Origin of the sequence: Megasphaera coli (assembly GCF_900095855.1) — a bacterium.
Lineage (GTDB): Bacteria > Bacillota > Negativicutes > Veillonellales > Megasphaeraceae > Megasphaera > Megasphaera massiliensis_A.
Genome location: NZ_FMIY01000002.1, coordinates 44,027 through 57,995 on the forward strand (window position 1 = coordinate 44,027; position 13,969 = coordinate 57,995).

At 54.1% G+C, this 13,969-nt stretch carries 8 protein-coding genes, 1 pseudogene and 1 other annotated feature; of the genes and pseudogenes, 7 read left to right on the forward strand and 2 right to left on the reverse strand.

Going from position 1 to position 13,969, the window contains the following annotated elements:
- The first annotated feature begins 18 nt into the window (after positions 1-18).
- From prfA to BQ2674_RS08715, 6 genes and pseudogenes are all read left to right on the forward strand, one after another.
- The gene (gene prfA, locus BQ2674_RS00650) at positions 19-1,104 is read left to right on the forward strand and encodes a peptide chain release factor 1 (protein WP_075571965.1); all 1,086 of its coding nucleotides are present in this window, start codon (positions 19-21) and stop codon (positions 1,102-1,104) included.
- Entirely contained in the window at positions 1,097-1,957 is an 861-nt protein-coding gene (gene prmC, locus BQ2674_RS00655; RefSeq protein WP_075571966.1) for a peptide chain release factor N(5)-glutamine methyltransferase, read from the forward strand. The genes prfA and prmC overlap by 8 nt, the downstream gene beginning before the upstream one ends.
- A 3-nt stretch (positions 1,958-1,960) precedes the next feature.
- Positions 1,961-3,013, forward strand: a complete 1,053-nt coding sequence (locus BQ2674_RS00660; protein WP_075571967.1) for an L-threonylcarbamoyladenylate synthase — start codon at positions 1,961-1,963, stop codon at positions 3,011-3,013.
- Between the two features lie 51 nt (positions 3,014-3,064).
- Positions 3,065-3,502, forward strand: a complete 438-nt coding sequence (rpiB, locus tag BQ2674_RS00665; protein WP_075571968.1) for a ribose 5-phosphate isomerase B — start codon at positions 3,065-3,067, stop codon at positions 3,500-3,502.
- 22 nt (positions 3,503-3,524) lie between these two features.
- Entirely contained in the window at positions 3,525-4,148 is a 624-nt protein-coding gene (gene upp, locus BQ2674_RS00670; protein ID WP_075571969.1) for a uracil phosphoribosyltransferase, read from the forward strand.
- A gap of 425 nt (positions 4,149-4,573) precedes the next feature.
- A pseudogene (locus tag BQ2674_RS08715) lies at positions 4,574-9,317 on the forward strand (TonB-dependent receptor domain-containing protein).
- A 134-nt stretch (positions 9,318-9,451) separates the two neighbouring features.
- Here the strand turns inward: BQ2674_RS08715 and BQ2674_RS00680 are convergent.
- Together BQ2674_RS00680 and BQ2674_RS00685 are read right to left on the reverse strand one after the other, a co-directional pair.
- Positions 9,452-10,741 carry an O-acetylhomoserine aminocarboxypropyltransferase/cysteine synthase family protein gene (locus BQ2674_RS00680; RefSeq protein ID WP_075571970.1) on the reverse strand — a complete coding sequence of 430 codons (1,290 nt, stop codon included), beginning with the start codon at positions 10,739-10,741 and terminating at the stop codon, positions 9,452-9,454.
- A gap of 71 nt (positions 10,742-10,812) precedes the next feature.
- Positions 10,813-11,057: a binding site (T-box leader), on the reverse strand.
- A gap of 77 nt (positions 11,058-11,134) precedes the next feature.
- The gene (locus BQ2674_RS00685; protein WP_075571971.1) at positions 11,135-13,318 is read right to left on the reverse strand and encodes a Tex family protein; all 2,184 of its coding nucleotides are present in this window, start codon (positions 13,316-13,318) and stop codon (positions 11,135-11,137) included.
- Between the two features lie 202 nt (positions 13,319-13,520).
- Here BQ2674_RS00685 and BQ2674_RS00690 point away from each other — a divergent pair, with 202 nt between their 5' ends.
- Positions 13,521-13,940: a Fur family transcriptional regulator gene (locus BQ2674_RS00690; protein ID WP_075571972.1), complete on the forward strand. Its 420-nt coding sequence runs from the start codon at positions 13,521-13,523 to the stop codon at positions 13,938-13,940.
- Positions 13,941-13,969: the final 29 nt, after the last annotated feature.

Consider the following 13,969-nt stretch of genomic DNA (forward strand, 5'->3'; position numbering starts at 1 on the left):
GGAAAGAGAGGAATCAGCGTGTTTATAGATAAGGTACAAGCCGTGGAGAATAAGTTTATCGACTTGGAGCAGCGCATCAGCGATCCGTCCGTCATTGCCAGACAGGAAGAGTGGCAGAAATTGACGAAGGAACATGCCGCTCTTTCTCCGCTTATTGAAGTATTTCGAAAGTATAAGGACGTGACCGCCGCCATCAGGGACGATAAGGAAATCGTCGATGACGGCTCCGACGCGGAGCTTACGGCCATGGCCAGGGAAGAACTGGCGGAACTGGTCAAGGAACAGGCGGCTCTTGAAGAAGAGCTGCACATCCTCATGCTGCCGAAGGATCCGTATGACGATAAAAACGTGATTATGGAAATCCGCGGCGGTGCCGGCGGTGACGAGGCGGCTCTCTTTGCCGGCGACCTGTTTCGCATGTATATGAAGTATATTGAAAAGCAAAAGGGCTGGAAGGCGAGCATCATCAGCGCCAACGCGCCCGAATTGGGCGGCTATAAGGAAGTTATATTTTCCGTTGAAGGAAGCGGCGTCTACGGCAAGCTCAAGTATGAGTCCGGTGTGCACCGCGTGCAGCGCGTGCCCGTAACGGAAGCGGGCGGCCGTATTCATACCTCGACGGCAACGGTTGCCGTCCTGCCCGAAGCGGAAGACGTGGAAATAAATCTCAACATGGAAGACGTACGTGTCGACTACTACCGCGCCTCCGGTGCCGGCGGTCAGCACGTCAACAAGACGTCGTCGGCCGTACGTATGACTCACATTCCCTCGGGTATCGTCGTCGAATGCCAGGATGAACGGTCGCAGCTGGAAAACAGAGCCAAGGCCGTGCGTGTCCTGAAAGCACGCCTTCTGGCACAGGCCCAGGAAGAAGCGGAAGCGGAAGTGACCGAAGCGCGGCGCAGTCAGGTCGGCACGGGCGACCGGAGTGAACGTATCCGCACATACAACTATCCCCAAGGGCGCGTGACGGATCACCGCATCAACCTGACTCTGTACAAACTGGAAAGCGTCTTAAACGGCGACATTGACGAATTTATTCAGGCCCTTGCCGAAGCGCGGCGCGCCGAGCTCATGAAGGAAGCCGAAGAGAATAATGACTGATACGTGGACTATCGGCTCGCTTCTGCAGTGGACGGAGAAGTTTTTCGCCGGTAAGGGCATCGACACGCCCCGCTTGGATGCGGAAATCCTCCTGGCCTTTGTTCTCGGCAAGGAGCGAATTTACTTATATGCCCATTACGACGAGCCTCTTATGGCGGCGGAGCTTGCGGCGTATAAAGAAAAAATAAAATTGCGCGCCGAACGCTGTTCGGTGGCGCACATATTGGGCGTAAAACCCTTTATGGGCCATGATTTTATCGTTTCCGGCGACGTTCTCATACCGCGTCCCGAAACGGAGCTCCTCGTGGAGACGGTCATTGCAGCGGCACCGCAGGATGCGCCGCTGCACGTTCTCGACATGGGGACGGGCAGCGGCGCTGTCATTCTCAGTGTCCTGGCGTATTTTACTCATGCCGCCGGCACGGGTGTCGACATATCACCGGCCGCTTTGGCGGTAGCCCGGCAAAACGGCGAGAACTTGGGTATCGATCGCGTTACGTGGTGTGAGAGCGACGTTTATGAAAATTTGACCGTCGGGGAACACTACGACTGGATTCTTTCCAATCCGCCCTATCTGACGGCTGACGACATGAATCATTTGGAACCGGAAGTGCGCCGTGACCCGCAGACCGCCCTTTTCGGCGGCGATGACGGACTGGACATATACAGACGTATTGCCGCCGGTGCGGCCTTGTATCTGAAAACGGGGGGGAAGTGCGCTCTTGAGGTCGGCGCCGGGCAGGCCCCGGATGTAGCGGATATATTTACGAATACAGGCGAGTTCGGTCTCGCCGCCGTTCGCAGGGACTACGGCGGTATTGAGCGGGTTGTTCTCCTTGAAAAGAAGGGATGAGCCATGAAAGAGACAAAAATACGTTCTATAGACGGAACGGAAAAGGATATTCCCGTCTTGAAAGAAGCGGGACGGATTATCCGCGCCGGCGGCCTCGTCGTCTTTCCGACGGAAACGGTCTACGGCATCGGTGCCAACGGACTGGATGCCGACGCATGCCGCAGCATTTATACGGCCAAGGGGCGGCCGAGCGACAACCCCCTCATTCTGACCGTACCGGGCAAGGAAGAAGCCAAGGCCGCAGCGTCTTACGTGCCGGCCTTGGCGGAAAAACTGATGGATATCTTTTGGCCGGGGCCCTTGACACTCGTCCTGCCGCGCAAGGCCGTTGTGCCCGATGCGGCCACGGGCGGCCTTGATACGGTTGCCCTGCGCTGTCCGGCACATGCCGGCTGCCGTGCCTTTCTGCGTGCTGCCGCCGTGCCCGTCGCCGGACCGAGCGCCAACCTGTCCGGCAGGCCGAGTCCGACGACGGCGGCTGAAGCGGCCCGCGATATGGGAGGCCGCGTCGATATGATTCTTGACGGCGGCGCCTGTGACGTCGGCGTCGAATCGACCATTGTCGAAGTGCTGGAAGATGAAGTCGTCATCCTGCGTCCCGGTGCGGTAACCGAAGAAATGCTCGCCGCCGTGACGCCGCGCGTAACCGTAGATAAAACGCTTATTACGGGCACGGGCGTTCCCAAGGCGCCGGGCATGAAGTATCGTCACTATGCGCCGAACGCGCCCATGCAGGTCTTTGTGGGCCGGACGGAAGCCGTCGCCGCCGCCATAGAACGGGAAACGCTGCGGCTGCGAAAAGACGGCGGGCGCGTCGGTTATCTGGTGAGTACCGAAACGGCGAACCTGCTTCGGACGGTTGACGCGCCGACCTTTGTTTGGGGGCGTCACGGCGACAAAAAAGAATTGGCCAGAAATCTCTACACGGGCCTCCTGTTTTTTGACACGGCTCCTGCAGATTACATTCTTGCCGAAGGCGTTGCAGCCGGTGATATTGGCACGGCCGTCATGAACCGTATGAAAAAAGCGGCCGCCGGAGCGGTTGTCGATGTGTAAGCTTGGATGTATAATAAGGGACAAATACACGAAGCGGAGGAGGCGAGCCGGATGAAAATCGTATTGGGCAGCGATCACGGCGGATTCAGGTTAAAAGAAGAGATAAAGCAGTATCTCATAGAAAAGGGAATGAACGTTACGGACTACGGTTCGTTTACGCCGGAGCGGGTCGACTATCCCGTCGTGGCGGCCAAAGCGGCACATGCCGTGGCGGACGGTATCTTTGACCGGGGTATCCTCGTCTGCGGCACAGGTATCGGCATCGGTATTGCGGCCAACAAGGTACGCGGCATTCGCGCAGCCCTCTGTCATGATCCGTATTCGGCGGAGTTCAGCCGCCGCCACAACGACGCCAATATCCTCACCATGGGCGAACGCATTATCGGATCCGGCCTGGCCAAGGCCGTCGTCGACACCTTCCTGCAGACGGATTTCGACGGATCCTACCATACGGCACGCGTCGACATGATTAAAGAAATGGAAAAATAAACTACCCGAAAAGGAGCCGATTATGCACGTACAAGTAATGGATCATCCCCTCATTCAGCATAAAGTGACCTTAATGCGCATGAAAGAGACGGGATCGAAGGATTTTCGTGAATTATTGGAAGAAATAACCATGCTCATGGGCTATGAAATTACGCGCGATCTTTCCCTGGAAGACGTGGAAGTGGAAACGCCCGTTGCGAAGATGACGGGTAAACGCATCAGCGGCAAGAAGCTGGGCATCGTTCCCGTTCTGCGCGCCGGCCTCGGCATGGTGCAGGGTATGCTGAATCTCATCCCGACGGCAAAAGTAGGCCATATCGGTCTGTACAGGGATCCGCAGACCTTGGAGCCGGTCGAATATTACTGTAAACTGCCCGACGTGGACGATCGCGATTTTATCATCGTCGACCCCATGCTCGCCACGGGCGGCAGTGCGTCGGCGGCCATCGCGCTTCTCAAGGAACGGGGCATTCAGCACATTAAGCTCATGTGTCTCGTTGCCGCACCGGTCGGTGTACAGCGCATTAACAGCGACCATCCGGATGTAAAAATCTACGTAGCCGCCTTGGACGATGCCTTGAACGAGCACGGCTATATCGTGCCGGGTCTGGGTGATGCGGGAGACCGTATTTTCGGTACGAAATAAGACGAAAATTCAATATAAAGCAAAAAGGGAGAGAGACGGAGCAAGTCCGTTTCTCTCCCTTTTTGTGTATGCTGTGCGGAAATAAATATAAAGCATAGTACGTAATTAGATTATATAAATTAAGAATAACCATCAACTTTTTGTCCGATTGGATTATTTTCGGTCCGAATGGAGTAGAAAGGACAACAATCCTTAGATATTATAAAATAGTGATATTTATACTCAATATAAAATATAGAGAACCTATATCCGAAACAAAAAAACTGTGCCAAAAACATGAGGGAGGCGAACGAAAGTATGAAGTATCACGTCAACAGAAAGACGAAGTATCTTCTCCTGCAGTGTGCCGTCCTGACCTGGCTGGCCCTGCCCGTCTGTGCGGCGGACAGTCCTGTAGGGGGGACACCCACGTTACGACAGGGGACATAGTCGTAGCGGCCGATGCGGCTAAGGAAGCGGCAAAGTATGAGTCCCAGAGCACGACGATCATCACCAAGGAGGACATTGCCGCCAAGCAGGCAAAATCCGTCGAAGACATTATCTTCAACGAAACCGGCGTGACCCGGGCAGTTGACGCCATGGGGCGCGTAGGCGTATCCATTCGCGGGTCGGAGCCGCGGCACACGCTTATACTCGTAGACGGCCAGCCCGTCATGGGGGACTTTGCCAAGTATTACGGCGCTGCCGACGAATTACAACGCTTGGGGACGGAAAATGTGGAGCGCATCGAGATCATCCGCGGTGCGGCGTCCGCCAAATACGGAGCCGACGCCATCGGCGGTGTCATCAACGTCGTGACCCGGCAGCCGTCGAAGCGGGTAGGTCTGCAGGTCAATGCCGAAGGGCGGCGGGAAAAAGGAAACGGCGATCTTTTCCCGTATTCCAATTTCTTCCTGCGGGCCGATTCGGGGCAAATGGGAAAATTCCGTATCAGCGCCTACGGCACCAAACGGGATATCATGCCGATTTATGCATCTGAAGGAGTAAAGCATTCCATTGCCGGCGAAATATTTGACTGGCAGGGGATGGAAGGATCCAAAAACTCCCTCCGGTATTACGGCAATACGGCAGATACGGGCCTTCTGGCCGGCTATGATATTAATGATCATAATATGATAAATATAAGCGCGAACCGGTATACTGAAAAACTCGAGCGCTATATTAAGCATACCGATTCTCCCATGGAGCCGATACAGCATTTTAAGCGGAATGCCGATCGCAATAATTATAATCTTTCCTGGCAGGGGAACAACCGGGGCAGTACGGATTGGGATGTGGAAGTATATTATTCGCGGCTGCGTGAAGATGACATTACTCTGACCAGTGAGTATACAAAATCCGTATATGAAGGAAAAAATAAGCTGAATTATGTGGATGATATCGATCATCGCCAATACGGACTCAAGGCATCGGCCAACACGCAGGTCAATGACCGGCACCTGTTGACCTACGGTGTCGGCTATACCTATGAAAAAGGAAGCGGCAGCCGACTGAAAAGTGCGCCGCATACGTATACGCGGACCATCGATCCCTGGGACTATGACAAGAGCTTGGGAATTGATAAAAAGACGGGTCGTCCCGATTCTTCCGTTCATAATCATAAGTGGAGAACCAATGCCGACGGCGTATTGGAATGGAATTACAATTACGAAAAATACGGCTATGATGAAGAGAATGCGGCGACACATATGCCGAAATTCACCTATGAAGATTATTTGCAGGTCAGAGATGCGGCAAGCGGCGCGATTGACCTGAGCGCTTTGATGTCCAGACCGGATTTGCTGGACAAGTTCATGGAATTTGGCGATCAGCTGCAGCAGGAAGCAAAGAACAGCGATAACCCGGACATTGCGAATCCCTTCGCCGTGATCACGGCATATTATCGGGATAAAAATGTCTATCTCAATGGCAAAACATACGAAGAGGAATATGCGGCTCGCACGAATCAGCAGGTCGTCGGCGAAGCGAGCTTTCATAAGGAATATGTGTTCCTTCAGGATACATGGCAGGTCAATAAAAATACGATCCTTTCACCGATCGTACGCTTCGATCACAACAGTCTCTTCGGTTCTCATGTAACGGCCAATCTGGGCATGACGCATAATGTAAAGGGCAACGCCCACCGCCGCTTTAAAGCCAATATCGGTACGGGCTATACGGAGCCGGGCATGGGCGAACTGTACTATAACTGGGAGATGTACGGCAGCAATCCCATGGGATTTGATTATAAACAGGACAAGAACGGCAATCCTCTCGACAAGGACGGCAATATCATCAGCCCGTCGGATCCCGATTTTGCGAAGAAACTTGTCGGCGGCGGCAAAGCACGTATGGGCTGGTATTGGATGGGCAATCCCGACCTCAAGCCGGAAAAATCTCTCAATATTGATATTTCCATTGAAGGAGAAAATAAAAATACATATGCTAAAGCCGGGTTATTTTATAATCACATCCGTGATTATATGACGACCTATTTTACCGGTTCTTTTATGGATTTTTCTCCGCATATCAATGAATCTACTCCGGAGGGGCAATTTAAATGGCTGTCGGCACCCGATATGGTTTACAGCTTTAAAAATATCGGCCGTGTGGATATCGGCGGCGTAGAGCTGGATGTAGAACAAAAGCTGGGCCGCCATTGGAAAGCGAAACTGGGATATACGTATCTCCACGCAATCAACAGGAGCGATCCTGATATGCCGCGGCAGCTCCTCGACAAACCGCAGCATAAAATCGATATCGGCTTGACATATACGAATGAAAAGAGCGGTTGGAGCGCCTCTTTCTGGGGGGGATTACTATATTCGTATGCTGGACAGCAACAGCCTGGCAGGCGGCGGTAATTATGTATATTCGCGGCCCCATCCGACCGATCCCGGCAAGTCCGTTATCCACTATGCCTTTGCCGATAAGAAGAAGATAACCTATGAAAGGAAAACCTTTGCTCTTTGGAACTTTCTGTTGCAGAAAAGGGTGAATAAAGATTTTCTGGTCTATTTCGGTATCGACAATATCTTTAATCATCGCGATGACGACCGGGCTTTCGGCGGGCGCGTCTACCGCTTCGGCGTGAATATGAAATTCGGCTATCAGCCGCCGAAGGAAGGAGAACCGCAAAGCACCGTATCACCGTCAGCGGCAGGGACGGAAAAAACGACGGAGCCGCTCCGCAAAGACGGCAGCGGGCAGAAGCCTATGGCAGATACGGTGGCAAAGCAGGATGATTTCTTCATTACCAAACCCTTTGATACTGCTAAAAAACGGGGTGTCGAAGTGATCGGCGATTACCGGGCGCGCTGGAACAGTCACGGCGGTACGAACCGTCCGGCAGCGACGGCCTCGGCGACGACGGATATCAGTGATGCCGCAAAGAATATGTTGGATCGTTCCGAGCACGGGTTTGAACAGCGGCTGCGGCTGGGGATCAACGCCCGTATAGGCGACAACACGAATCTGACACTTATAGGCAGCGCCTCGGGTGCAGGCGGCGTGGATACGGCCCATGAAATTTCCTCTTCCAAGGGGCTGAATCATCAGCGGCTGGAACGGGTTGATATAACGCAGCATGTGAAGAAATGGGACTTTTCTATCGGCCGGCTTAAAGAGTTCATGGGCGTGACGGGGTACTGGTTCGGCAAGGAATTCGACGGCGCCCGTGCCGTCTGGACGAGCGGCCGCAGTCAGGTGCGTATCGGCTACGGTGATTTCGGTCATAGTACGGGGATTGTTGATTCACCGTATACGCGGGCCACGCGTGAGCTTTTCTACCGTGCTCCGACGGCAGCCGAATTTATCGGGTACCAGACAAACGAATTTAGCTTATTTGATAAAACTAAGGAAGAAATCGTCCCCAGTGCAGGTGAGAATATCAACTTCGCGCAGCAGATTGCCGCAGCTTCCACAAAGGCAGAAAAGTATGCTATCGTACGGCGGTTGATTGCCTTAATGAAAAAAGCCTATGGAGAGGATGCTTTTAAAAAAGACAAATACTATATAGACGTTCAATTTCCCGTTCAGTACTATAATGGGCCGAAGTATTTATATAAGGACAGTCAAGGCCATATCAATACGAGGGATATGGATAGCATCGTGCGGGCTAATTTAGATAAATTTCTGGCGATAGATAAAGAACATCCTCATTTTCTGAATTTGGCCTATGACGATCCTGCGCCGCTGGAAGGCGACGGTTCACAATTTGCGCTGCAGTTTTGGGATGTGCATAAAGCGGAATTAATGGAGGGTATTGAAAAAGATGTGCGTGCCAAGGTGCAAGCGGAAGGAGGTACATTTGTCGGCTGGGATGAAGCGGATATATCGGCGGCGATACAGGAGACGATCCGACGTACGAACACGGCTGAAGACGGTTGGTTAAACAGCGGTGGAAACACTGTTTTCAGGGCAGTCTTACACAACTTGGAGGAACTGGATCAGCGTTCAACGGTGCCGCGTGAGGCCTTAGGGAGGGCGACAGGTCTTTGCATACCCGTGGTCGGCACTGTTTTACGGCGCGATACGGTGCCAGCTATTGACCGGGCTTTCTTTATCCAGGCCAGACACGAGCTAACGCCGAACGTCGGCCTTGCCGTCTGGTATCTGCGCTCCGTCAATGACGATACGCATACCTATGCCGCCGCGCACGGGACGGGCAACGATATCGAGGAGTTCGATCATCTTGCCAATGTCATCGGCATCGGCGCGAAGTGGCGCTTCGGCCCGAACGCGTCCGTTTCCGTCGACTGGGGGCAGAACCGCACGGATCTCGGCCGCTATCTGAACGGCCATACGCGGTACAGCCACACGAGCGGCATGTCCGACTTCACCATGCTGGGCCGTGCCCGCGGCGGCACGCCCCGGTTCTGGACGATCCGCTTCGATATCGGCCATGCCGATACGGATAGGCCCGGCAGCTGGAACGCTTTTGCGGACTACAAGTACTTCCAGCACGGCTCCTTCTTCGGCGGCAACGGCACGGAGGGAGTACCCGACAGATACATGGACGGCATCAAGTCCTTCACCGTCGGGGCAGGCTACGTGCCGGCGAAGGATTTCCTCATCGAGGCGTTCTACACCTTCGACGCCAAAGGCATCGGCAAGCGCGATACGCTCTACGGGCCGGAAAGCTTCAAGCTCGGCGACTACACGCGCATCCAGGCGACGTATAAATTCTAAACTTTTCCTTGTATATAGGCGGCAACATTCCTCTGCCTGTAACATGTAAAGCCGCAAACGAAAGAACCGGGCATTCCGATGGGAGTGCCCGGTTCTTTCCGCTCCGGTATATAGGAAGCGGAGCAGAGGCGAGTTTAGATTTGTGCCAGTGCCTGTTCCGCGTCGGCCAGGAGATCGTCCGCGTTTTCCAGGCCCACGGAGACACGCACCGTACCGGCCGTAATACCGGCTGCCTTTTGTACCGCAGCGTCAAGCTGCTGGTGTGTCGTCGAAGCCGGGTGGACGAGGAGGGACTTAGAGTCGCCCACGTTGGCAAGGTCCGAAAAGATTTCCGTCCTGTCGATGAAGGCGCGCGCCGCGCGGAAGCCGTCCTTAAGCTCGAACGAGAAGATGGAGCCCGTTCCCTCGGGGAAGTATTTTTCCGCGAGCTTGTGATACGGCGAGGATGCCAGGAACGGATAATGAACGGCAGCCACCTTCGGGTGATTTTCGAGGTATACCGCCAATTTCTGTGCGTTGCTTACGTGGCGCTCCACGCGGAGCGATAAGGTTTCCGTACCCTGCAGGAGGAGCCATGCGTTAAAGGGGCTGATCGACGGGCCCAGGTCGCGCAGGCCCTTGGCGCGAATGCGGGTCACGAAGGCCGCGCCCGGCACGTCCTTGGCAAAGTTGATGCCGCCGTATGACGCATCCGGCGATGCGAGAGGAGCGAAGCGGCCGGAGCCGGCCCAGTTGAAAGTGCCGCTTTCCACGATGAGACCGCCCAAAGTCGTGCCGTGGCCGCCGATAAACTTTGTCGCCGAGTGAAGAACCACATCGCAGCCGTGTTCCAGGGGCCGGAAAAGGTAGGGCGTAGCGAAGGTATTGTCCACAAAGACCGGCAGGCCCGCCTTGTGCGCAATGTCCGCGATCACTTCAAAGTCGGGAATATTGATGGCCGGATTGCCCAGGCTTTCAATGAAGACGAGTTTCGTTTTATCCGCAATAACCGCTTTCAGCGTTTCGGGATCATCCGGGTTGAAGAACTTCGTCGTAATGCCGAGATGGCGGAAGGTCTCCGTAAAGAGCTCCACCGTACCGCCGTACAGTGTGGGGGCTGCCGCAATTTCATCACCTGCGCCGGCAAGGTTTAAGACGGACAGGGAAATGGCCGCTGCACCGCTGGCCGTCGCCAGGGCAGCCGTGCCGCCTTCGAGGGCGGCAATGCGTTTTTCTAGGACTTCCTGAGTCGGGTTGGCGAGGCGGGAGTAAATGTAGCCCGGCTGACGAAGGGCGAACTGGTCCTCGCCGTCCTGCGTGTCCTTAAATACGTACGATGTCGTCTGGTAAATAGGTACGGCCCGTGCTCCCGTTGCGGGGTCCGGCGTTTGGCCTGCGTGCTGCTGCAATGTTTCAAATTTGTAATTCTTCGTGTTTTTGCTCATTGTCTGTCCCTCCTGAAAATAAATAAATTAAACTCATCTTGATAGCGTCGTAATAAAAAAACTTCCGCCCCATATGGGACGGAAGTACCGTGTTACCACCCTGTTTCACGCCTGCCTCGCGGCCAGCGCCTCTTCAAGTACGCAGGCAATATGCCCTGAATACTCTAACACTGTAACGGGTGTGCCCGGGCAGCTTAATTATTTGGCTTACCGGCTCGGAGGCCATTTTTCATGAACACTCATGTGCTTCCTCGCACCGAAACGGAAGCTCTCTGGGACAATCCTTTTCATGTACTCTTCTCTTCATCGCCAACGTATCAAGTTATTGACGTAAGTCTAGCATGACTTTTTTTGCCTGTCAAATTTTTCTTCAGTCTAAAAAATCATTTCCTGTTACGCAGGACCGGGTGTTTTATTTTTTACCTGTTTGAGTGAAAGGCCGATGCGGTTACGCTCGGCATCTACGGAAATGATGACGGCTTCCACGATTTCGCCGACGTGCACGACATCCAGCGGATGACCGAAGGGATGGCTGCACAGTTCGGAGCGGTGAACGAGACCTGTCGTCTTCAATCCGAAATCGACGAAGGCCCCGAAGTCGACGACGTTCTGTACGGTTCCCTTGACGATTGTCCCCACTTGAAGTTCATCGAGAGAAAGCGGTTTCTTGCGCGTCAGCGGCTGCGGCATATCGTCGCGAATATCCTGCCCCGGCTTACGCAGCTCTTCAAGGATATCGCGAATTGTCGGCTCGCCGGCGGAGAGCGCTTTTGCCAGCTTGGGTGCCGCATTCATTTGCAGCTTGCCGCGCAGTTCTTCCAACTTGCTTTTAATTTTCATGTCTTTCAGTTTAAATCCGTAGGCCGCGATGATTTTTTCCGCCAATGAGTAGGATTCGGGGTGAACGGCCGTATTATCAAGCGGATTCGTGCCGTCTTTAATGCGCAGGAAGCCGGCGCACTGGGTATACGTTGCCGGTCCCAGACGATTGACGGCGCGCAGTTCTTCGCGGCTGTGGAAGGGGCCGTTGTCATTTCTGTAGGCGACGATATTGCCCGCCGTTGCTGCCGAGAGTCCCGCTATGTGCTGCAGCAGTGCCGGCGAAGCCGTATTCAGGTCGACACCGACTCGGTTTACGACAGATTCTATGACCGAGTCCAAGGCGGCGGAAAGATTTTTCTGATTCACGTCATGTTGGTACTGGCCGACGCCGATGGACTTCGGGTCGATTTTGACGGATTCCGCCAGAGGATCCTGTATACGCCGGGCAATGGAGACGGCGCCGCGGATTGTCACGTCCAAATCGGGCAGCTCCTCCCGCGCCAAGTCGGAGGCGGAATAGACGGATGCGCCCGATTCGTTGGCAATGATATAGGAGCATTTCAGCTTGTTGTCCGCAATGAGGGCGGCTGTAAACTGCTCCGTCTCATACGAGGCCGTACCGTTGCCGATGGAAATAAGGGTGACGCCGTATTTCCTGATAAGATTCGTAATCACCTTGGCAGCATCTTCCTTCTGCCTGGCCGAGCCCGTCAGGTGATAGGTCCCGTAGGCGAGGACTGCACCCGTCGTGTCGATGACCGCCGCCTTGCAACCCGTGCGGTAACCGGGGTCGAGGCCGAGTATGACGTGCTTCGGGAAGGGCGGCTGTAAGAGGAGACTGCGCAGATTTTCGGAGAAGACCGAAATGGCCTGCTTTTCCGCCTTCGCCGTAAGGTCATTGCGGATTTCCCGCTCCAGCTGCGGGAAGATGAGGCGCTTATAACTGTCCGCCGCCGCGTCAGTAAGGATTTGTTCGTATGGCGACGGTCCCGTGACGATCGTATTTGCCAGCATACGTATATACATATCGTGGTCGGCGCGGAGTGTGACCTTTAGAATTTTTTGAGCTTCGCCGCGGTTAACGGCCAAAATACGGTGGCTCGGCAAGGTGGCGATGCGCTCCTTAAAGTCGCCGTACGTCAAAAAGGGGCCGCTCTCTTTTTCATCCGCTGCAAGCGTGCATTCGAGGACTGCCGACTGCCATAATTTCTCGCGCAGCGATTTCCGATAACCGGCCGATTCGGAGAGGCGTTCCGCAATGATACAGGCTGCACCCCGGACGGCGTCGGGCGCAGTGGGCACGTCGTCGTTTACGTAGGCTGCCGCCGCCGTTTCCGGATTTTCGCCGCGTCCGTCCTGTGCCGTGAAAAGATCGGCCAAAGGTTCCAGACCGGCGTCGCGCGCAATAGAGGCCTTTGTCCGCTTCTTCGGCCTGTAAGGGAGATAAATGTCTTCCGCTTCCTGCAGGCGTGTCGTCTTTGCCAGTGCTGCCTCCAACTCGTCCGTCCAAAGGCCCTGTTCGCGAACGGACTGTTCTATGGCTTCTTTACGGGCCGAGAGCATTTGTTCGTACTCGAACCGCTCCTGAATATCTCGCAATTGTACTTCGTCGAGGCCGCCCGTCGCTTCTTTTCGGTAGCGTGCAATGAAGGGGATTGTGTTGCTTGTCTGCAGCAGGTCCAAGGCCGCCTGTACCTGCTTGGGGCGAATCTTCAAGTTTTCCGCTATGTACCGTATGATTTGTTCTTCTGTCATGACAATCTCCTTTCCGTAATCCTTATTATGCGTGGAAAGAGGCATTACGTCAATTGAAGGAAGCTTTCCGTTTATGTTGGTAAAAATTTTCAATAAACTATTGAAAAAATTATTAATAACGGTTACAATTTAAGAAGTGTTTTACTGCCCTAAGAAAAAATGCAGTAGAAAAACCATGAAACCAGAAGGGAGGGTGGCGATTATGGATATTGCTGAAGTCTTACGGCAGCACGGCTATAAGGTTACACCGCAGCGGCTTGCCGTCTATGCGGTAATCGAGCATAATCAGACCCATCCGAATGCGGAGGTTATTTACAGAGAGTTGCAGCCTCAGTATCCTTCCATGAGCTTGGCTACGGTGTACAAGACGATGGAAATCTTCGCGAAGATCGGTGTCGTCAAGATGCTGCAATGCGGTGAAGACGCGCATCGGTATGATTGCAACACGACACCGCACGCGCACATTCGCTGCACCGAATGTAATCGCGTAGCCGACGTGCCTCTCGATCAGGAAACACTGATTCGGGAAGCTGCCGACAAGACGGGATTTACGGTTGATTCCGTAGGCGTTGCCTTTACGGGCATTTGTCCCGACTGTCGCGAAAAGAAATTGCAAGCTTGATTGCGCCCCCGAAAGGAGCCGTGAGAGAA